Source organism: Kitasatospora sp. NPDC087314 (assembly GCF_044744365.1).
Classification (GTDB): Bacteria; Actinomycetota; Actinomycetes; order Streptomycetales; family Streptomycetaceae; genus Kitasatospora.
The window spans coordinates 100,398-120,294 of record NZ_JBIUYE010000007.1; the positions used below are offsets into that span (position 1 = coordinate 100,398).

17 protein-coding genes are annotated in these 19,897 nt (G+C 72.8%); 10 read left to right on the plus strand and 7 right to left on the minus strand.

The features are described 5' to 3' along the window. Positions 1-36: 36 nt before the first annotated feature. Positions 37-378, minus strand: a complete 342-nt coding sequence (locus tag ACIO5E_RS16910) for a DUF3817 domain-containing protein (RefSeq protein WP_280675964.1) — start codon at positions 376-378, stop codon at positions 37-39. A gap of 75 nt (positions 379-453) precedes the next feature. Beyond that, complete coding sequence (locus tag ACIO5E_RS16915; RefSeq protein WP_400668098.1) at positions 454-993, minus strand: MarR family winged helix-turn-helix transcriptional regulator; 540 nt, start codon at positions 991-993, stop codon at positions 454-456. Between the two features lie 493 nt (positions 994-1,486). On the opposite strand from ACIO5E_RS16915, the gene ACIO5E_RS16920 reads away from it, so the two are divergent. Together ACIO5E_RS16920 and ACIO5E_RS16925 are read left to right on the plus strand one after the other, a co-directional pair. Further along, on the plus strand, positions 1,487-3,124 hold the full coding sequence (locus tag ACIO5E_RS16920) for a M4 family metallopeptidase (protein ID WP_400668101.1): 1,638 nt from the start codon (positions 1,487-1,489) through the stop codon (positions 3,122-3,124). Positions 3,125-3,469: 345 nt separating this feature from the next. Continuing rightward, positions 3,470-5,098 carry a M4 family metallopeptidase gene (locus tag ACIO5E_RS16925; RefSeq protein ID WP_400668104.1) on the plus strand — a complete coding sequence of 543 codons (1,629 nt, stop codon included), beginning with the start codon at positions 3,470-3,472 and terminating at the stop codon, positions 5,096-5,098. 112 nt (positions 5,099-5,210) lie between these two features. Here the strand turns inward: ACIO5E_RS16925 and ACIO5E_RS16930 are convergent, their stop codons facing one another. Further along, positions 5,211-5,522: a DUF3817 domain-containing protein gene (locus ACIO5E_RS16930; RefSeq protein ID WP_400668106.1), complete on the minus strand. Its 312-nt coding sequence runs from the start codon at positions 5,520-5,522 to the stop codon at positions 5,211-5,213. A gap of 244 nt (positions 5,523-5,766) precedes the next feature. Between ACIO5E_RS16930 and ACIO5E_RS16935 the strand changes: the two genes are divergently transcribed. The 5 genes from ACIO5E_RS16935 (at position 5,767) to ACIO5E_RS16955 (ending at position 9,523) form a co-directional block, all read left to right on the plus strand. Beyond that, a complete protein-coding gene (locus ACIO5E_RS16935) occupies positions 5,767-6,564 on the plus strand; it encodes a DUF2127 domain-containing protein (protein WP_400668109.1) in 798 nt (265 codons plus the stop codon). 80 nt (positions 6,565-6,644) lie between these two features. Beyond that, positions 6,645-7,283: an AIM24 family protein gene (locus ACIO5E_RS16940; RefSeq protein ID WP_280675976.1), complete on the plus strand. Its 639-nt coding sequence runs from the start codon at positions 6,645-6,647 to the stop codon at positions 7,281-7,283. Beyond that, positions 7,283-7,933, plus strand: coding sequence for an AIM24 family protein (locus ACIO5E_RS16945; RefSeq protein WP_280675978.1), 651 nt, complete (start codon positions 7,283-7,285; stop codon positions 7,931-7,933). The genes ACIO5E_RS16940 and ACIO5E_RS16945 overlap by 1 nt, the downstream gene beginning before the upstream one ends. 224 nt (positions 7,934-8,157) lie before the next feature. Beyond that, positions 8,158-8,967 carry an AIM24 family protein gene (locus ACIO5E_RS16950; protein WP_400668730.1) on the plus strand — a complete coding sequence of 270 codons (810 nt, stop codon included), beginning with the start codon at positions 8,158-8,160 and terminating at the stop codon, positions 8,965-8,967. A gap of 40 nt (positions 8,968-9,007) precedes the next feature. Next, positions 9,008-9,523 (plus strand): MarR family winged helix-turn-helix transcriptional regulator, encoded by a 516-nt coding sequence (locus ACIO5E_RS16955; RefSeq protein ID WP_280675980.1) that lies wholly within the window; start codon positions 9,008-9,010, stop codon positions 9,521-9,523. Positions 9,524-9,598: 75 nt separating this feature from the next. Here the strand turns inward: ACIO5E_RS16955 and meaB are convergent, their stop codons facing one another. Beyond that, positions 9,599-10,555, minus strand: coding sequence for a methylmalonyl Co-A mutase-associated GTPase MeaB (gene meaB, locus ACIO5E_RS16960; RefSeq protein WP_280675982.1), 957 nt, complete (start codon positions 10,553-10,555; stop codon positions 9,599-9,601). 76 nt (positions 10,556-10,631) lie between these two features. Continuing rightward, the gene (locus tag ACIO5E_RS16965; protein WP_400668114.1) at positions 10,632-11,825 is read right to left on the minus strand and encodes an acetyl-CoA C-acetyltransferase; all 1,194 of its coding nucleotides are present in this window, start codon (positions 11,823-11,825) and stop codon (positions 10,632-10,634) included. A gap of 255 nt (positions 11,826-12,080) precedes the next feature. Between ACIO5E_RS16965 and mce the strand changes: the two genes are divergently transcribed. From mce to ACIO5E_RS16980, 3 genes are all read left to right on the plus strand, one after another. Beyond that, complete coding sequence (gene mce, locus ACIO5E_RS16970) at positions 12,081-12,524, plus strand: methylmalonyl-CoA epimerase (protein WP_280675985.1); 444 nt, start codon at positions 12,081-12,083, stop codon at positions 12,522-12,524. 494 nt (positions 12,525-13,018) lie between these two features. Beyond that, positions 13,019-17,659, plus strand: a complete 4,641-nt coding sequence (locus tag ACIO5E_RS16975) for a hypothetical protein (RefSeq protein WP_400668117.1) — start codon at positions 13,019-13,021, stop codon at positions 17,657-17,659. Between the two features lie 107 nt (positions 17,660-17,766). Further along, positions 17,767-18,696, plus strand: a complete 930-nt coding sequence (locus tag ACIO5E_RS16980; RefSeq protein WP_063347784.1) for a hypothetical protein — start codon at positions 17,767-17,769, stop codon at positions 18,694-18,696. Positions 18,697-18,776: 80 nt separating this feature from the next. Here ACIO5E_RS16980 and ACIO5E_RS16985 read toward each other — a convergent pair whose 3' ends face one another. Beyond that, positions 18,777-19,088 carry a hypothetical protein gene (locus ACIO5E_RS16985; RefSeq protein WP_400668120.1) on the minus strand — a complete coding sequence of 104 codons (312 nt, stop codon included), beginning with the start codon at positions 19,086-19,088 and terminating at the stop codon, positions 18,777-18,779. After that, on the minus strand, positions 19,085-19,882 hold the full coding sequence (locus ACIO5E_RS16990) for an alpha/beta fold hydrolase (protein ID WP_400668123.1): 798 nt from the start codon (positions 19,880-19,882) through the stop codon (positions 19,085-19,087). The genes ACIO5E_RS16985 and ACIO5E_RS16990 overlap by 4 nt, the downstream gene beginning before the upstream one ends. Between the last annotated feature and the right edge of the window lie 15 nt (positions 19,883-19,897).

A 19,897-nucleotide genomic window follows, 5' to 3' on the forward strand; every position in this document is an offset into this window, starting at 1 on the left:
CTCGGACTCGCGGGCCTCGGACTCGCGGGCCTCGGGTCAGACGCCGGCGGGCTGGCGGGCGCCGGCGCCGGCCGGGAGCTGCTCGGCCGCCTCGCGGACCACCTTGCGCTCGAAGACGAAGGACGCGAACGGGATGCAGCCGGCCGCCAGGGTCAGGATCATCCGGCCGAGCGGCCACTTCAGCTTCTGCCCGAGCAGGAAGGTCACCACGAAGTACCCGATGTACAGGTAGCCGTGCAGCATCGCGACGTACATGGTCACGTCCTTGGCCGTGTCGAAGCCGTACTTCGCGACCATGAAGCCGCAGAAGACCAGCAGCGCCACACCGGTCGCAATGGCCAGGGCCCGGTACCAGCCCAGCAGGGGGGTCGCCTTCATACTCTTATCGCCTCGCTCGGCAGGATCGGCCGGTACGCCAGGATCCGCGCACCGCTCCCACGAGGGTAGCCGTCCTCACGGCCGCTCCCGCGCAGCCCCCTCGCCGCGGTCGTCGGTGAAGTCGCCGGCGGCGATCCGCAGCGGCCTGAGCAGCTCGAACACCTGGCGACACTGCTCGGTGTCGTACTCCTCCAGCCCGAACTCCATCGCCATGAGCTCCCGGGTGGCCTCCTCGACCGCCTCGCGGCCGCGGCCGGTGATCGCGGCGAGCACGCCGCGACCGTCCAGCGGGTTCGGGCGGCGGGCGACCAGGCCGGCCCGCTCCAGCCGGTCGACGGTGTTGGTGACGCTGGTCGGGTGGACCATGAGCCGCTCGCCGATCTTGGACAGCGAGAGCTCGCCGGTCCGGCTGAAGGTCAGCAGCACCAGCGCCTCGTACCGGGCGAAGGTCAGCCCGTACGGCTTGAGCACCGCGTCGACCCTGGAGAGCAGGATCTGGTGGGCGCGCATGATCGAGGTGATCGCCGCCATCGAGGGGACCCCGCCCCAGCGGCGGGTCCAGAGCTCGTCGGCGCGGGCGATCGGGTCGAAGTCGAGGGCTAGGGGCTTGGGCACCTCCTTACCGTACCGGCGGAAGGGACGTGTGCTACCAGCTGTCCTGATGGTGGACAAGCGAGACGCGTGGCGGGAACCCGCCAATCGGGCGGCCAGGTCCATACCTGGACATTGCGCCGGTGTGAATGCACGACAACACGACTAAGGCGTGCCGGAGTTGGCGGCCGATCGACCCGCAGCCGCACTACCAGGCCTCGGTTCGGACGGTAACCCGCTGAAAGCCAGGGTGATTCGCCCTTTTTGTCGGTCCGTTCACAATCCGCCCGACTGGCGGGACTTGGCCAATTCATGAGCAAGACCTGTCATTTGATTTGCTCGATTGTCATGCTTTCGGCCAGCCCCGTCCGGCAGCCACCACCCCCACCCATCGGTGACCTGCCGCTCGACCGCACGGGGCCCGCACGTCAGCGCCCGTCCCGCCCCTCAGGTGCCGACCCCGGCCCCCGGGACGCGGTGCGACCGCCCACACGCGGTTTCCCGGAAGGACTCGTCCGTGAAGCGAAAGCTCGCAGCAGTCGCCGTACTCTCCGCCACCGCCCTGCTCACCGGCGTGGTCCAGGTGAGCACCGCCGCCCAGGCCAGCCCGATCCCCGCCCTGCAGGCGCAGGCCGCCGAGCAGCACGCGGCGGCGCTCGCCCTGGCGGGCGGCCAGTCCGGCCCGCTGGCGAAGGCGCTCGCCCTCGGCGGGCAGGAGCAACTGGTGGCGAAGGACGCCGTGGTGGACCAGGACGGCACCCGGCACCTGCGCTTCGAGCGCACCTACGCCGGCCTGCCGGTGCTCGGCGGTGACCTGGTGGTGCACCAGAGCGCCCGCGGTGCGGTGGAGTCGGTCGACAAGGCGGTCACCGCGCAGCTGAGCCTGCCGAGCCTGACCCCGCAGATCCCGGCCGACAAGGCCGCCGCACAGGCCACCGGCGCGGTCCAGGCCACCGTCGGCGTCGTCGCCGACAAGGACGAGTCCCCGCTGACGGCCGTGCACCAGACCGGCAAGGCCGAGCTGGTGGTCTGGGCGAGCGACGGCAACCCGCGCCTGGCGTACCGGACCACCGTCGAGGGCGTGCGCGCCGACGGCACCCCGAGCAGCCAGCTGCTGGTCACCGATGCCGCCACCGGCGCGGTGCTCTCCACCCACGAGCAGGTGCAGACCGCCGCCGGCACCGGCAAGGGCGTCTTCGTCGGCAGCGTCCCGCTGACCACCACCCAGAGTGGCTCCTCGTACCAGCTGAAGGACGCCACCCGCGGCGGTCAGTCGACCGTCAACCTGAAGAACAAGACCTCCGGCACCGGCACCCTGGTCGCCAACTCGACCGACACCTTCGGCAACGGCCTGGCCTCCAACGCCGAATCCGCCGCGGTGGACGCCCAGTACGGCGCGGCCGCCACCTGGGACTTCTACAAGAACACCTTCGGGCGCAACGGCATCAAGAACAACGGCGTCGGCGCGACCAGCCGGGTGCACTACGGCTCCAACTACGTCAACGCGTTCTGGAGCGACGCCTGCTTCTGCATGTCCTACGGCGACGGCAGCGGCAACACCCACCCGCTCACCGAGATCGACGTGGCCGGCCACGAGATGAGCCACGGCGTCACCGCCGCCACGGCGAACCTCAACTACTCCGGTGAGTCCGGCGGCCTCAACGAGGCCACCTCGGACATCTTCGGCACCATGGTCGAGTTCTACGCCAACCTGCCCGCCAACCCGCCGAACTACTGGATCGGCGAGCTGATCAACCTGAACGGCGACGGCAGCCCGCTGCGCTACATGGACAAGCCCAGCAAGGACGGCGGCTCGGCGGACTCCTGGTACTCCGGCGTCGGCAACCTGGACGTCCACTACTCCTCGGGCATCGCCAACCACTTCTTCTACCTGCTGTCCGAGGGCAGCGGCGCGAAGACCATCAACGGCTTCAGCTACAACAGCCCGACCTCCAACGGCTCGACGGTCACCGGCATCGGCCGGGACAAGGCCGCGCAGATCTGGTACCGCGCGCTGACCGTCTACTTCACCTCCACCACCAACTACGCGGGCGCCCGCACCGGCAGCCTTAAGGCCGCCGCGGACCTGTACGGCAACGGCAGCGCCGAGTACAACGCGGTCGCGGCCGCGTGGAGCGGCGTCAACGTCAACTGACGTACGACGCACGGTGACAGGACGCCCGCACGCCGCCCGGTGGCGGAGTCCCGCCAGCCGGACGAACCGCCCGTAGCGGGGCACTGGGCGGCAACCGAACCATCCGCACCAGCACTGGCGATTGTCGGCCAATACCCGACGACACCCTGTCATTTCCTGTCATCGATTGTCATGCTTCTGACCAAGCCCCGTCCGACGCTCCGTCACCCCCACCCGTCGACGGACCGTCAGTGGCTGCACGGGAGCAGCACGTCCGCGCCCTACCGCCCCTACGGCGCCACCCCCGGTGCCCCGGTACGCGGCGCAACCGCGCGCACACGCGGTTTCGTGGAAGGAACCCCGTACGTGAAGCGAAAGCTGACAGCCGGCGCCGTACTCTCCGCCACCGCCCTGCTCGCCGGCGTGATCCAGATCGCCGTCGTCCCCGCCGCCCAGGCCGCCGCCCCGGCCCCGGAGCAGCAGCGCGCGGCGCTGCTCGCGCTGGCCGCCGGGCAGAGCACCCCGGTCGCGCAGGCCCTGTCCCTCGGCGGCCAGGAGCGGCTGGTGGTCAAGGACGTCGTCGCGGACGCCGACGGCGCACGCCACCTGCGCTACGAGCGCACCTACGCCGACCTCCCGGTGCTCGGCGGCGACCTGGTCGTCCACCAGCGCGCCGACGGCTCGGTGAGCTCGGTCGACCGGGCCTTCGACGGCCGGTTGTCGCTGCCGAGCCTGGCCCCGGGCCTGGCCGCCGGGCAGGCCGCCGAGCGCGCCACCGCCGCGGTGCGGGCGACCGTCGGGATAGCCGTCGACCAGGACGAGTCGGCGCTCAGCCGGGTCGACGGCGCGGGCGCGGCCGAGCTGGTGGTGTGGGCGGCCGACGGCACTCCGCGACTGGCCCACCGCACGGTGGTCCGCGGCGAGCGGGCCGACGGCACCCCGAGCAGCCAGCAGGTGGTCACCGACGCCGCCACCGGCGCGGTGCTCTCCACCCACGAGGAGTTCCAGACCGCGGCCGGCACCGGCAAGGGCGTCAACGTCGGCACCGTCCCGCTGACCACCACCCAGAGCGGCTCGACCTACTCGCTGAAGGACGCCTCCCGGGGCAACCAGTCCACCACCGACCTCAAGGGCGCCACCTCCGGCAACGGCACGCTCTTCACCAGCACCACCAACTCCTGGGGCAACGGCCTGGCCTCCAACCGCCAGTCCGCCGCCGTGGACGCCCAGTTCGGCGCCGCCGCGACCTGGGACTACTACAAGAACACCTTCGGCCGCAACGGCATCAAGAACAACGGCGTCGGCGCCACGAGCCGCGTCCACTACGGCTCCAACTACGTCAACGCGTTCTGGAACGACTCCTGCTTCTGCATGACGTACGGGGACGGCTCCGGCAACACCAACCCGCTGACCGCGATCGACGTCTCCGGCCACGAGATGACCCACGGCGTCACCTCCGCCACCGGCGGCCTGAACTACTCCGGCGAGTCCGGCGGCCTCAACGAGGCCACCTCGGACATCTTCGGCACCATGGTCGAGTGGTCGGCCAACCTGCCCGCCGACCCGCCGGACTACCTGATCGGCGAGAAGCTCAACATCAACGGCAACGGCACCCCGCTGCGCTACATGGACAAGCCCTCCAAGGACGGCAGGTCCGCGGACGCCTGGTACTCCGGCGTCGGCAACCTGGACGTCCACTACTCCTCGGGCATCGCCAACCACTTCTTCTTCCTGCTCGCCGAGGGCAGCGGCGCCAAGGTGATCAACGGGGTCAGCTACAACAGCCCGACCTCCAACGGCTCGACCGTGACCGGCATCGGCCGGACCAAGGCCGCCGCGATCTGGTACCGCGCGCTGACCGTCTACTTCACCTCGACCACCAACTACGCGGGCGCCCGCACGGCGACCCTGAAGGCCGCGACCGACCTGTACGGCGCCACCAGCGCCGAGTACAAGGCGGTGGCCGCGGCCTGGAGCGGGGTCAGCGTCAACTAGGGCCTGTCGGCACCGACCAGCCACCCCCGGTAAAACCGGCGACAGGCTGCCGCGGCCCTTTGGGAGAGGAGGCCGCGGCAGCCTGTCGACCGTCGCGTGGAGGGGTGTCCGCTCAGGCGGTGGCCGGCTTCAGCTCGCCGCGCTCCTCCTTGCCGAGCATCCGCTCGGCGAAGAACCCGCCGGTGGGCAGCACCGAGAGGACGAACAGCAGGACACCGCGCTTGGCGTCCCACCTCTGCGCCTGCCAGGCCTGGATCCAGAAGACGACGTACAGGATGAACAGGATCCCGTGGATCATGCCCATCACCGGGACGCCGTCGAAGGACGTGGTCCGCTTCAGCACGGAGCAGATCAGCAGCAGGATGAACGAGACCCCTTCGGGGCCGGAGACCAGGCGCAGGCGGTGGACGGCGCTGCTGTTCACGATGGGTACCTCAATACGGGGGTCGGAGGCGTACCTGCTTGTGAAGCGACTCACAAGCCTTCCGGCCATTATCACCGAGCACACGTCCGAACCCCCGGCCGGGGTGGGCACCGTGCCCGATGTCACAGCCGTGCGCCAGAACCCGGCCGGACGCGGCGACCCGCCACCCGCTGCCCCTATCCTGCTGCCCGCGCGTCCATCGAACCGGGCGCCGCAGACGTCGGACGACCGGGGGTAGCCACACATGTTCAAGCGGGACTGGGACCGAAGGACCTGCGCCAAGCGCGGCCACATCACCTACGCGCCGACCGAGGCCGAGCTGGCCGCCCGGCTGCACGCCGCGACCGCGCTCGGCGACGCCTGGCGCTGCCTGCGCTGCGGCGACTTCGCGCTCGGCGCCCCGCACGGCTCCGGCCCGGCGCAGGACGCCCCGCTGGTGCCGCGCGGCAAGGCGCTGCGGGACCTCTTCATCCTGCGCTTCCTCGCGATCGAGCGGGTGCTGCGCGGCCTGCTGATCATCATCGTGGCCTGGGCCGTCTGGAAGTTCTCCAACAGCCAGGACGCCGTGCACCGGGTCTTCGACGAGAACCTCTCGGTCTTCCGGCCGGTCACCGACCACTTCCACTGGGACCTCGAACACTCGCCGATCGTCGACACCATCCGCAAGACCTTCGACTACAAGAAGAGCACCCTGCTGATCGTCGCGGGCGCGCTGCTGGCCTACGCGCTGATCGAGATCGTCGAGGCGGTCGGCCTCTGGATCGGCAAGCGCTGGGCCGAGTACCTGACCGTGGTCGCCACCGCCGCCTTCCTGCCGCTGGAGGGATACGAACTGAGCCACCACGTCAGCGCGGTGAAGATCGGCACGCTGGTGCTGAACATCGCCGCCGTCCTGTGGATCATGCTCTCCAAGCGGCTGTTCGGCCTGCGCGGCGGCGTGGTGGCCTTCGAGGCGGAACGCCACTCGGCCTCGCTGCTGGAGGTCGAGGAGGCGGCCGGCGCCGTCCCGCACGCCGCTCGGGGGGCGCACGCGCGGGCGTGACCGGCGCGTTTGTCGCAGACCCGTACCAGTTCGTCCCCACCCCCTCGCCCGGCCACGGCCGCTCCCGCTAGATTGCGGGCGTGGCACAGTTCAGACTCCAGGGATCCCGGGTACTCGCGGTCGAGTTGGCCGGTGAGGCCGTCAAGGCCAGACACGGCTCGATGGTCGCCTACACCGGCCAGATGAGCTTCAAGAAGCTGACCGGCGGCGGGGACGGCCTGCGCGGCATGGTCGCCCGCCGGCTGACCGGCGAGCAGATGACCGTCATGGAGGTGAAGGGACAGGGCACCTGCTACTTCGCCGACAAGGCCACCGAGATCAACCTGGTCAGGCTGAACGGCGAGACGCTGTTCGTCGAGGCGGACAACCTGCTGTGCACCGAGGGCTCGCTGCGCACCGGCACCACCTTCACCGGACTCAACGGGATGTCCTCCGGCAACGGCCTGTTCACCACCAAGGTGGAGGGCCACGGCTGGGCCGCCGTCACCTCGAACGGGCCCGCGATCATCCTGCGGGTCGACAAGAGCCAGCCGCTGCGGGTGGACCCGGGCGCCTACGTGGCACACACCGGCAGCCTGCACCGCAGCCTGAAGTCCGGCGCGGGCTGGACCACGGTGATCGGCGAGGGCGGCGGCGAGGCCGTCCAGGTGGAGTTCACCGGGGAGGGGCTGGTGTACGTGCAGCCGTCGGAGAAGGTCACCATCGGGGGCGACGTCTGATGGGCTTCACGAAGATCAACGGCAAGATGGTCGAGGCCCTGCTGGTGCCCGGTCAGCGGCTGTTCAGCCAGCGCGGCGCGATGCTCGCGTACACCGGCGACGTCCGCTTCACGCCGAACATCACCGGCGGGCAGGGCGGCGTGATGTCGATGATCGGCCGCCGGGTGGCCAACGAGGACACCCCGCTGATGACCGTCGAGGGCCAGGGCCGGGTGATGTTCGGCCACGGCGGCCACCACGTGCACGTGATCGACCTGGTCGGCGACACCCTGTACGTCGAGGCGGACCGGCTGCTGGCCTTCGAGGGCACGCTGCGCCAGTCCACCATGTTCATGGGCTCGCAGGGCGGGGTGATGGGCATGGTCCGCGGCCAGGTCACCGGGCAGGGCCTGTTCACCACCAAGCTGGAGGGCCAGGGGGCGGTCGCGGTGATGGCGCACGGCGGCGTCTTCGAGCTGCCGATCGTCCCGGGTCAGTCGGTGCACGTCGACCCGCAGGCGTACGTGGCGCACCGCGGCCAGGTGCAGAACAAGCTGTCCACGGCGCTGGGTTGGCGCGACATGATCGGCCGCGGTTCCGGCGAGGCGTTCCAGCTGGAGCTGTCCGGGCAGGGTGCGGTGTACGTCCAGGCGAGCGAGGAGAAGCTCTGATGTCCTACCCGCCGCAGCCGCCGTACGGGCAGTCGCCGTACGACCAGCCGACCCAGCCCGGCTTCGCCGCGCCCCCGCCGCCGGGCTACGGGCCGCAGCCCGGTCAGGGCTACCCGCCCCCCGCGCAGGGCTACCCGCAGCAGGGCGGCTACCCGCCGCCGCCTCCCCCGCAGCAGCCTCAACAGTCCTACGCCCAGGAGCAGTTCGGCGGCCCGCAGGCCCCGCTGCCGAGCGCCCACGGCGGCTCCGGCCCGGTGGTGTACGACGCGTTCAGCCTGCCGGTGAACGACAACGTCAACCCCTACGCCTTCTCGGTCGACCTGAACGGCTCGTACTTCCTGCAGAAGGGCAAGATGGTCGCCTACTACGGCGACATCACCTTCAAGGGCGTCGGCGCCGGCGTGCTCGACCGGATGATCGGCCAGCACTTCAACTCGCCGATGCACGCGGCGGACTGGGTGGTCGCGCAGGGCCGCGGCAAGCTGCTGCTGGCCGACCGCGCCTTCGACCTCAACTCCTACGACCTGGACGAGGGCAACCTGACCGTCCGCTCGGGCAACCTGCTGGCCTTCGACCCGTCGCTGCGGCTCAAGCAGTCGATCATCCCGGGCTTCCTGACCCTGATCGGCACCGGGAAGTTCGTCGCCGCCTCCAACGGGCCGGTGCACTTCGTCGAGCCGCCGATCCGGGTGGACCCGCAGGCGCTGGTCGGGTGGGCGGACTGCCCGGCGCCGTGCCACCACTACGACCACGACTACATGCACGGGCTGATCGGCGGCATCCGGCGGCTGACCGGGCTGGGCGGCGCCTCCGGCGAGGAGCACCAGTTCGAGTTCATCGGCGCCGGCCAGGTGCTGCTGCAGTCCAGCGAGAAGCTGATGGCGGAGCGGTCGGTCGGCCAGGTGGACGCCGAGGCGGGCGTCCCGGTGGGCGGGGTGCCGTCCCAGCCGGCGGCGTCCGGCCACGGCGGGGGCAACCTCAACGTGCCGGGCCTCGGTAACCTGGGCGATCTGGGACGGCGTTTCGGCCTGTAAACTTGTACAAGATTGAACTAAATGCGGTATGCTGGGCCGCATGGATACGCACACGATCGACACTGCGGACACCCCTCCGTCGCAGCCCGAGGAGGAGACTCCCTGGCTGACCGCCAGGGAGCAGCGGATGTGGCGCGCCCATCTGGAGGTCGCCAAGCTGCTGGACTACCAGCTCAGCCGCGAACTCCAGCCGCACAACCTGGCGATCAACGACTACGAGATCCTGGTCGTCCTCTCCGAGGCCCCCGACCGCCGGATGCGGATGACCGACCTCGCGACCGCCACCCTGCAGTCCAAGAGCCGGCTCTCGCACCAGATCACCCGGATGGAGAACGCCGGACTGGTGCTGCGCCAGGAGTGCCCGGGCGACCGCCGCGGCCTCTACGCCCACCTCACCGAGCAGGGCTGGGAGACCATGCAGCGGGTCGCCCCCGACCATGTGCGCAGCGTCCGGTCGCACTTCATCGACCGCTTCACCCCCGAGCAGCTGGACGCCATGTACGAGGCGCTGGCCCCGGTCGCCGAGCACCTGCGGGGGCTTCGCGGTCGCTCCTGACCGACGGCGCGATCCGACCGACGTACGGGAAGGGTGGGCCGGTCCCGGGACCGGCCCACCCTTCCCGTACCGCCGTCAGCCCCGGGTGAGCCCGGCCACCAGCTCGTCGGCGGCGCCGTACGGGTCCAACTCGCCCGCCACCACCCGCTCGGCCAGGCCGGCCAGGTGCCGGTCCCCGCGCAGGTCGCCGATCCGGGTGCGCAGTTCGGCCAGCGCGATCGCCTCGATCTCGTCGGAGGCCCGGCGGCGGCGGCGCACCGCCAGCTCGCCGTGCTCCTCCAGCCAGGCGCGGTGCTTCTCCAGCGCCTCGACCACCTCGTCCACGCCCTCGCCGCGGGCGGCGACGGTCTTGACGATCGGCGGGCGCCAGTCCCCCGCGTCCCGGGCCTCGCCGAGCCCGAGCATGTGGTTGAGCTCCCGGGCGGTGGCGTCGGCGCCGTCCCGGTCGGCCTTGTTGACCACGAAGACGTCGCCGATCTCCAGGATCCCGGCCTTGGCGGCCTGGATGCCGTCGCCCATCCCGGGGGCGAGCAGCACCACGGTGGTGTCGGCCTGGGCGGCGATCTCCACCTCCGACTGGCCCACCCCGACGGTCTCGACCAGGATCACCTCGCAGCCGGCCGCGTCCAGCACCCGCAGCGCCTGCGGCGCCGTCCAGGACAGCCCGCCGAGGTGGCCACGGGTGGCCATCGAGCGGATGAACACCTCGGGGTCCGTGGCGTGGTCCTGCATCCGGACCCGGTCGCCGAGCAGCGCGCCGCCGGAGAACGGCGAGGACGGGTCGACCGCCAGGACCCCGACCCGCTTGCCGAGCCGCCGGTAGGCGGAGACCAGCGCCGAGGTGGAGGTGGACTTGCCGACCCCGGGCGAACCGGTCAGGCCCACCGTGTAGGCCTGACCGGTGTACGGCGCGAGCGCGGCCATCGCCTCGCGCAACTGCGGGGCCGCGTTCTCGACCAGCGTGATCAGCCGGGCGACCGCCCGCGGCCGGCCCGCCCGGGCCTGTTCGACCAGCGTGGCGACATCGATCATCGGGAGCTCCTAGGGATGCCGAAGGGGCTGCGGACCGCTTGTGGCGGTCCGCAGCCCCGAAGATCAGATCAGCTGATCAGGCCTTCGGGACGCGCACGATCAGCGCGTCGCCCTGGCCGCCGCCGCCGCACAGCGCGGCCGCGCCGACACCGCCGCCGCGCCGCTGGAGCTCCAGTGCCAGGTGCAGCACCACGCGGGCGCCGGACATGCCGATCGGGTGACCGAGCGCGATCGCGCCGCCGTTGACGTTGACGATGTCCGAGGAGACGCCCAGGTCCTTGGTCGACTGGTAGGCGACGGCCGCGAACGCCTCGTTGATCTCGATCAGGTCGAGGTCGGAGACCTCCAGGCCCTCCTTGGCCAGCGCGTGCCGGATCGCGTTGGACGGCTGCGACTGCAGCGAGTTGTCCGGACCCGCCACGTTGCCGTGCGCGCCGATCTCGGCGATCCAGCTCAGGCCCAGCTCCTCGGCCTTGGCCTTGCTCATCACGACCACCGCGGCGGCGCCGTCGGAGATCTGCGAGGAGGTGCCGGCGGTGATCGTGCCGTCCTTGGCGAACGCCGGGCGCAGCCGGGCCAGGCCCTCGACGGTGGTGTCCGCGCGGATGCCCTCGTCCTGGCCGAACAGCACCGGCTCGCCCTTGCGCTGCGGGATCGCGACCGGGGTGATCTCGGCGTCGAAGACGCCGTCGGCCTGCGCCTTGGCGGCCCGCTGGTGGGAGGCCGCGGCGATCTCGTCCTGCACCTCGCGGGCGATGCCCAGGCGGGTGTTGTGCTTCTCGGTCGACTCGCCCATCGGGATGTTCTCGTAGGCGTCGGTGAGGCCGTCGTGGGCCATCGCGTCGAGCAGCTCGACCGCGCCGTACTTGTAGCCCTCGCGGGACTTCGGCAGCAGGTGCGGGGCGTTGGTCATCGACTCCTGGCCGCCGGCCACCACGATGTCGAACTCACCGGCCCGGATCAGCTGGTCGGCCAGCGCGATGGCGTCCAGGCCGGAGAGGCACACCTTGTTGATGGTGAGCGCCGGGACGTTCATCGGGATGCCGGCCTTGACGGCGGCCTGGCGGGCCGGGATCTGCCCGGCGCCGGCCTGCAGCACCTGGCCCATGATCACGTACTGGACCTGGTCACCCGTGACGCCGGCCCGTTCCAGTGCGGCCTTGATCGCGAAGCCGCCGAGGTCGGCACCCGAGAAGCCCTTGAGGGAGCCGAGCAGGCGGCCCATCGGGGTCCGCGCACCGGCAACGATCACAGAGGTGGTGTTGGTCATGGGACGAGCCCCTTCGCACGTCGTGGCCAGGTGAGGATGCGCTCAATGTACTGACCCGTTACCCGCCCGTCACCGGAGCGACGGTGTGATCGAGCGCACTGGCACCCTCCAGTCAACACCGTGTCAACGCGGCCCGGGTGAAACCCCTGCGTGTGAGCAGACTCGCACGTCCGGCGGTGGCGCCGGTCGAGAGCGATGCGCTGCACTGGTGTCACCTGGTTCCCGACGTCGCCAACCCGCCTCCCGGAGGTCGCCGTGCTGACCCGTATCGACCACATCGGCATCGCCTGCCGAGACCTCGACAAGACGGTCGAGTTCTACCGCGCCACCTACGGCTTCGAGGTGTTCCACACCGAGGTCAACGAGGAGCAGGGCGTCCGCGAGGCCATGCTCAAGATCAACGACACCGGCGACGGCGGCGCCTCCTACCTCCAGCTGCTGGAGCCCACCCGGCCCGACTCGACCGTCGCCAAGTGGCTGGAGAAGAACGGCGAGGGCGTGCACCACATCGCCTTCGGCACCGCCGACGTCGACGGCGACGCCGAGGCCGTCCGGGCCAAGGGCGTGCGGGTCCTCTACGACGAGCCGCGGATCGGCTCGATGGGCTCGCGGATCACCTTCCTGCACCCCAAGGACTGCGGTGGTGTGCTGACCGAGTTGGTGACCTCCGCCGGGCCCGACGAGCACGCCGCCCACTGAGCCGACGGGTGCCGTCCACCCGGGCGGCACCCCCGTCCCGCCGGTCATGACCCGTCAGTAACCTCGTCGGACAGTCGGAAAACCCCCACGCGGCCATTCCCCCGCAGTGCGCTCCCACTACAATGCCCAGGTGCGCGAAGGCTCCGGGGGACGGAGGCGACGGGCACGGCCGATGACAGGCCCGTCCGCCCTGCGGTGGCCGGCCCGTCGCAGGGGAGTCCAGTACGCGGGCACGGCTGAACAGTCGCAACACGGATCTGTCACCATTCTCCACAAGGCAAGAGTTCGCCCAGGAGTCCACCCGGACGAGGGAACGCGGGATCACCGCGCTTCCGCGCCCAGGGCTCCGACCACCGCGGAGTGCGGCCCCGGCATGACCGGAGGGCCGTCCACCGGCTGCGGATGCAAGGAGCCAGTCGGACCGGCACCCGGACAACGGGGGCCCTGGACCGGCCGGGTCGAGGACGCGACCAGGAGATGGATGGGACCGCGGAGTGCGGGGCAACGACCGCTACGAGGTTGACGATCACCTCTCCCAGTTCGAGGCCGAGATGGGTCGGACTCGAAAGGAGCGGGACAAGGCAGTCGAGCATGCCGAGGACCTCGCCTACCAGGTGGAGGTGCTCCGGGCCAAGCTGCACGAGTCCCGCCGCATGCTCGCCCAGCCGCGCGCCTTCGACGCCGTCTCCGGCCAGGCCGAGCAGATGCTCCGCACTGCCGAGATGCAGGCCCAGCAGCTGCGCGCCGACGCCGAGCGCCAGCTGCGCGACTCCCAGGCCGCCACCCAGCGGATCATGGCCGAGGCCGCCGAGCGCACCGCCCGACTGGAGGCCGAGCTCACCGCCCGCCGCCGCCAGCTGGAGGACGAGCTCGCCGAGCTGCGCCGCACCGCCGAGCAGCACGTCAACGGCTGGGCCGAACAGACCCGGGCCGGCTCCGAGCAGGAGGCCCAGCGGCTGCTCCAGGAGGCCCGCGCCGAGGCCGAGCGGATGGTCGCCGCCGCCCGGGCCGAGGCCGTCGCGCTCTCCGACCAGGCCCGCGCCCAGACCGCCGCCGACGTCGACGCCGCCCGCGGCGAGGCCCAGGCCGCCGCCGAGGCCGCCCTCCAGCGGGCCCAGAGCGACGCCGAGCGCCTGCTGCGCGCCGCCTCCGAGCACGCCCAGCAGGCCGGCGCCCAGGCCGCCGCCGAGGTCGGTGCCGCCCGCGGCGAGGCCCAGCAGCAGCTCGCCGCCGCGCACGCTGCCGCCGAGCAGCAGCTCGCCGCCGCGAAGGCCGAGATCGACCGGCTCAAGGAACAGTCCGCCGCCGAGCAGAGCCGGGCCGAGCAGCAGCTCGCCCACGCCCAGGCCGAGATAGAGCGGCTGCGCGCCGAGGCGATCGCCGAGGCCGAGCGCACCCGCCGCGAGTCCGCCGAACTGCGCGCCCAGGCGGAGCAGGCCGCCGAACAGCTCCAGGCCGACGCCGAGGCGGCCGCCGAGCGCAAGGTCGCCGACGGCGAGGCCGCCAACGAGCAGCGCTCGCAGACCGCCCGCGCCGAGGTCGCCCGGATGGTCGCCCAGGCCACCAAGGAGGCCGAGGCCATCCGCGCCGAGGCCACCACCAAGCAGGCCGAGGCGGAGGCCGCCAAGGCCGCCGCCGCCGAGGAGAGCGAACGGCTGCGGGCCACCGCCGAGTCGGTGGCCGGCGAACTGCGCGCCGAGGCCGAGGCCGCGATCGCCGAACTGCGCGCCCAGGCCGAACGGGACGTCGCCGAGCTGCGCGCCCACGCCGAGGCCGAGGCCCAGCGGCTGCGCCACGCGGCCGAGGAGGAGGGCCGGGCGACCGGCGCCAAGGACGCCACCGTCCACCTCGCCAAGGCCGCCAAGACCGCCGAGGAGGTACTCGGCCGGGCCAACCAGGACGCCGAGACCGCCCGTGCCGAGGCCGCCACCGAGGCCGAGCGGATCCGCACCGAGGCCGCCGCCGAGGCCCAGCGCCTGCGCGAGCAGGCCCAGGCCGCCGTCGAGCAGGCCCAGAACGCCGCCCTCGACGACGCCGCCGCGATCCGCGAGCGGATCGAGCAGATGCAGGACGAGGCGGCCCGGCTGCGGGCCGAGGCCGAGGAACTTCGCGCCCAGGCCGCCGCCGAGGCCGACCGGGTCCGCGGCGAGGCCCGCCGCCAGGCCGTCGTGCAGATCGAGGAGTCGGCGAAGAACGCCGAGGAGCTGCTCACCAGGGCCAAGGCCGACGCGGACGAGCTGCGCGCCGGCGCGGCCGGGGAGATCGAGCGGCTGCGCGCGCAGGCCCACGAGCAGGCCGCCGAGACCCAGGGCCGGGCCGAGCAGACCCTGGCCCGGGCCCGCGCCGAGGCCGGGAAGACCACCGCCGCCGCCGAGCAGCAGGGCCAGGACGCCCTCGCCGCCGCCAAGGCCGCGGCCGCCGAGAACCGCGCCGCCGCCGAGCGCGAGACCGCCGAACTCCGCCGGGACGCGGCCGAGTTCGACCAGCGGGTCCGGTCCGAGGCGAGCGCCGCCGCGGCCGCCGTCACCGCCGACGCGCAGGCCGAGGCGAACGCCGTCCGGGACGCCGCGGTGGCCGACGCCGAGCGCGTCCGCACCGAGGCCGACGCCGAGGCCGCCCGTACCCGGGGCGAGGCCGAGGCCGCCGCGAACGCGCTGCGCGAGGAGAGCCGGCGCGAGCACGAGGAGGCCGCCGCCGGCCTGCGCCGCGAGCGCGAGGAGACCGCCGAGCTCCTGGCCGCCGCCCAGGCCACCCACGAGCAGGCCGAGCGGACCGCCACCGAACTGGCCGAGCGCACCACCGCCGAGACCACCGCCCAGCGCGCCGAGGCCGAACAGGCCGCCGCCGAACTGCGCGCCCTCGCCGACCGCGAGACCGCCGAGCAGCGCGAGCTGGCCGACCACGAGACCACCGAACTGCGCGCCCTCGCCGACCGCGAGACCGCCGAGCAGCGCGAGCTGGCCGACCACGAGACCACCGAACTGCGCGAACTCGCCGAGCGCGAGACCACCGAGCAGCGCACGGCCGCCGAGGCGTACGCCGCCGACGTCCGCGCCGAGGCCGAGCAGGCCGCCGCCGAACTGGCCGAGCGCACCGCCGCCGAGACCACCGCCCAGCGCGCCGAGGCCGAGGACCTGCTGGAGAGCGCCCGGAGCGCCGCCGAGCAGCGTCAGGCCGAGGCCGCCCGGGACGCCAAGGCCGTCCGGGAGAAGGCCGCCGCCGACCTGGCGCTGGCCTCCGAGCAGGCCGAGACGGTCCGTGCCGAGGCCGGTCGCGAGCTGTCCGAGGCTCGCGCCACCGCCGACGGCATCCGCGCCGAGGCCGCCGCCGTCCTGGAGCAGGCCCGGATCGACGGCGAGGAACTGGTCGCCGCCGCCGGGGCCGAGGGCGCCGCCCTGGTCACGGCCGCCGAGGAGGAGGCCGCCGAGGTCCGCCAGTCGGTGGCCGGCATGCACGAGGCCGCCGCCGAGCAGATCGCCGAGCGGCGGGCCGCCGTCGAGCGGGAGGCCGCCGAGCTCCTCGACCGGACCGAGCAGGCCGCCGCCGAACTGCGCGAGCTGGCCGAGCGGGAGACCGCCGAGCAGCGGGCCCTCGCCGACCACGAGACCGCCGAACAGCGCGAACTCGCCGACCGCGAAACCACCCAGCAGCGCGAACTCGCCGACCACGAGACCGCCGAACTGCGCGCCCGCACCGACGCCGAGACCACCGCCCTGCGCGAGCGGACCGAACTGGAGCTGGCCGCCGAGCGCGAGGCCCACGAGGCCGAGCTGGGCCGGCAGCGCGCCGAGGCCCAGGCCTACGACGAGCACCTGCGGGCGGAGGCCGACGCCGTGCTGCGCGCGGCCCGGGAGAACGCCGAGCAACTGCGCGCGGACGCCGAGGCCCAGGCCGTGCGGACGATGGCCGCCGCCGACGAGCGCTCGGCCGCCCTGGTCGCCGACGCCGAGGAGCTGGCCGCGGCCCTGCGCACCGAGGCCGAGGAGTACGCGCTCGCCACCCGCACCCTCGCCGACGAGTACGACGCCGCCACCCACGGCCGCGCCGACGCGTACGACGCGGAGACCCGGGAGGCCGCCGAGCAGTTCGACCGGGCCACCCGCGAGCAGGCCAACTCCGTCCTGGAGAAGGCGTTCGCGGACGCCGAGGCGCTCGGCGAGGACGCCCAGACCACCGCGCTGGCCACCACCGCCGCCGCCGAGGAGCAGGCGGACGCGATGGTCGCCGCCGCCCGCAAGGAGGCCGACCGGCTGGTCGCCGCCGGCGAGGCGGCCGGCCAGGCCGAGGTGGAGAAGGGCCGGTCCGACGCCGACACGCTGCTCGCCGAGGCCCGCCGGGACGCCACCGCGATCCGCGAGCGCGCCGAGGAGCTGCGCGAGCGCACCGACGCCGAGGTGGAGGCGCTGCACGAGCGCGCCCGCAAGGAGAACGCGGCGGCCATGAAGTCGGCCGGCGAGCGGGTCGACGCGCTGGTGACGGCCGCTCAGGAGCAGCTGACCGAGGCCGAGGAGCAGGCGGTGGCCACCGTCGCCGAGGCCGAGGAGCGCGCGGCGGCCCTGGTCGCGGCCGCCGAGGAGCGCGCGGGCGAGCTCACCTCGGAGGCGTCCGCGGAGGCCAGCAAGGTCCGGATCTCGGCCGTCCGCAAGGCCGAGGGCCTGCTGAAGGAGGCGGAGACCAAGCTCGCCGACTCCACCGACCGCGCCGAGGCGCTGATCGTCAAGGCCGAGGCCAAGCTGCAGTCGGCCGAGGCCGAGGCCGAGGAGCGGCTGGAGAGCGCCGCCACCGAGGCGGAGAAGCGGCTTCGGGACGCCGACCGCGGCGCGGACGAGCAGGTCGAGCTGGCGAAGGCGGAGGCCGAACGGCTGCTCACCGAGGCGCAGGCCGAGGCGAAGCGGGTCACCGACGAGGGCCGGCGCGAGCTGGACGAGCTGGTGCGCCGTCGCAAGGACATCAACACCGAGATCTCCAGGGTCCAGGACGTGCTGTCCGCGCTGGAGGCGTTCGAGGCACCGTCACCGGTGGTCCAGGCCAACGGGGGAAGCAACACCAAGAAGGACGGGGGCGCCAAGGCGGGTGCCGGAATTGGCTCCCCCCGGTCGGGCGGCAATCGTTCCAAGAACGCACCACCCGATTGAGCGGACATTGTCCGCGGGACAACGGCATCTCGCCGTCGACACTCCGGTACCGTGTCAGGATTCCCCCAACCACCTCAGCGGTTTGACGACAGGAAGCCCAGAACCCCATGAGCGACAGTCACTCCCCTCACGGCTTCGACCTGGTGCGCCGTGGGTACGAGCGCGCCCAGGTCGACGAGCGGATCACCAAGCTGGTGGCCGACCGTGACAGTGCCCTGACCCGGATCAGTGCGCTGGAGAAGCGCATCGAGGAGCTCCACCTGGAGACCCAGACCGCGCAGGCCGCGGTCACCGAGGCGGAGCCCTCCTACGCCGGTCTCGGCGCCCGGGTCGAGAAGATCCTGCGACTCGCCGAGGAGGAGGCCAAGGACCTGCGCGACGAGGCGCACCGCGCTTCCGAGCAGCACCGTGAGCTCGCCGAGGCCGCCGCCCAGCAGGTCCGCACCGAGGCCGAGAACTACGCCAAGGACCGCAAGGCCAAGGCGGAGGACGAGGGTCTGCGGATCGTCGACAAGGCCAAGAGCGACAGCGCCCAGCTGCGCGCCGAGGCCAACAAGGACGCCCAGAACAAGCGCGAGGAGGCGGACGCCCTCTTCGAGGAGACCCGCACCAAGGCCGCCCAGGCCGCACTGGAGTTCGAGACCAACCTGGCCAAGCGTCGCGAGCAGTCCGAGCGCGACCTGGCCGCCCGTCAGGCCAAGGCCGAGAAGCGTCTGGCCGAGATCGAGCACCGGGCCGAGCAGCTGCGCCTGGAGGCCGAGAAGCTGCGCACCGACGCCGAGCGCCGCGCCCGTCAGACCGTCGAGACGGCCCAGCGCCAGTCCGAGGACATCGTGGCGGACGCCAACGCCAAGGCGGACCGGATCCGCAGCGAATCCGAGCGCGAGCTGGCGGCGCTCACCAACCGCCGCGACAGCATCAACGCCCAGCTGACCAACGTCCGCGAGATGCTGGCGACGCTGACCGGCGCGGCCGTGGCCGCCGCCTCGCTGCCGGGCGACGACACCATGGGCGTGCCCGCCCAGCAGTCGCGCTGACGCCGACGCCGGCAGGCCCTCACCCGCCCGGGTGAGGGCCTGCCGTCTTTTCCGCCGTCATCATCTCGGATGAGTGGGCATCACCGCGGATAGGCCCCGTCGGGCCGCTGGTGCCCGCTGCTGAGCTGGTTGCCCTCGTCGTCCGAGACGGTGCCGAACCACGAGGTGCACCAGACCGACACCGAGTCGGGCCAGTACTGCACCTCGAACGGGTGGCCGGATCCGTGGTCGCCGTACGAGGTGACGATGAAGGTCTCCCCAGGGCGCAGCCAGTAGTCCTCGCCGAGCGGCTCCAGGGTCAGTTCGACCAGTCCCTCGCCGCGGTTGGTCACGGGCATCCGCCCGGTCACCTCCAGCGCCGAGAAGTCCCAGCCGGTCGCGTCCTCCCTCATCCGGCCGCCACCCGGGCCAGCAGGTCGCGGACGGCGGTGTCGAACGCCTCCGGCGCCTCCAGGGCGCTCAGGTGGCCCACCCCGGGGATGACGGTCAGTTCGGCGTCCGGCCGGGCCCGGACCATCAGCTCGGCCTCCTCCGGCGCCACCAGGGGGTCCTGCGCGCCCGCGACGACCGCGACCGGCACCCGCAACCCGGCCAGGACGTCCAGTGCGTCCGGCCGGACCGCCATGGCGCGCTGGGCCCAGGCGACGGCGGCCGGCGGCGCGGCCGCGACCAGTGCCTGCACCCGGTCCAGCAGATGACCGGAGTCCGGCCCGAGCTGCCCGGCCGCGACCTGCTCGTCGAGCAGCAGCCGGACGCTGTCCCGGGCGGTGACGGCGGCGGCGATCCGCTCCCGGTTGGCCCGCACCGCGTCGGTGTCGGCGGTGGCGCGGGTGTTGGCGAGTAGCAGGCCGGCCAGCCGGTCCGGGTGGCGGCGGGCGAAGGCCAGCGCCACGTAGCCGCCCATGGAGAGCCCGCCGACCACCGCTCGCCCGATCCCGGCCGCGTCCAGCAGCAGCGCGAGGTCGTCGGCGACCAGGTCCAGCGAGGGCTCGTCGGCCCCCAGCTCGGTGCCGCCGAAACCGCGCTGGTCCGGGGCGAGCACCCGGGCCTCGTCGCCGGTCAGTCCGGGCAGCGCGTCCAGTTGGGCGGACCACATCGAGGCGTTCAGCGGGAAGGCGTGCAGCAGCACGATCGGTGTTCCGGTACCGCTCTCGCGGACCGACAGGGCGGAGGGGAGCTGGGTCATGGGCCCACCGTATTC

What these genes read in the sequence shown, in the direction of transcription:
- ACIO5E_RS16910 (WP_280675964.1), bottom strand. Translation starts at nt 378, where the DNA reads ATGAAGGCGACCCCCCTGCTGGGCTGGTACCGGGCCCTGGCCATTGCG.
- ACIO5E_RS16935 (WP_400668109.1), top strand. Translation starts at nt 5,767, where the DNA reads ATGTTCAAGCGGGACTGGGACCGAAGGACCTGCGCCAAGCGCGGCCAC.
- ACIO5E_RS16945 (WP_280675978.1), top strand. Translation starts at nt 7,283, where the DNA reads ATGGGCTTCACGAAGATCAACGGCAAGATGGTCGAGGCCCTGCTGGTG.
- ACIO5E_RS16955 (WP_280675980.1), top strand. Translation starts at nt 9,008, where the DNA reads ATGGATACGCACACGATCGACACTGCGGACACCCCTCCGTCGCAGCCC.
- meaB (WP_280675982.1), bottom strand. Translation starts at nt 10,555, where the DNA reads ATGATCGATGTCGCCACGCTGGTCGAACAGGCCCGGGCGGGCCGGCCG.
- ACIO5E_RS16965 (WP_400668114.1), bottom strand. Translation starts at nt 11,825, where the DNA reads ATGACCAACACCACCTCTGTGATCGTTGCCGGTGCGCGGACCCCGATG.
- ACIO5E_RS16980 (WP_063347784.1), top strand. Translation starts at nt 17,767, where the DNA reads ATGAGCGACAGTCACTCCCCTCACGGCTTCGACCTGGTGCGCCGTGGG.
- ACIO5E_RS16985 (WP_400668120.1), bottom strand. Translation starts at nt 19,088, where the DNA reads ATGAGGGAGGACGCGACCGGCTGGGACTTCTCGGCGCTGGAGGTGACC.
- ACIO5E_RS16990 (WP_400668123.1), bottom strand. Translation starts at nt 19,882, where the DNA reads ATGACCCAGCTCCCCTCCGCCCTGTCGGTCCGCGAGAGCGGTACCGGA.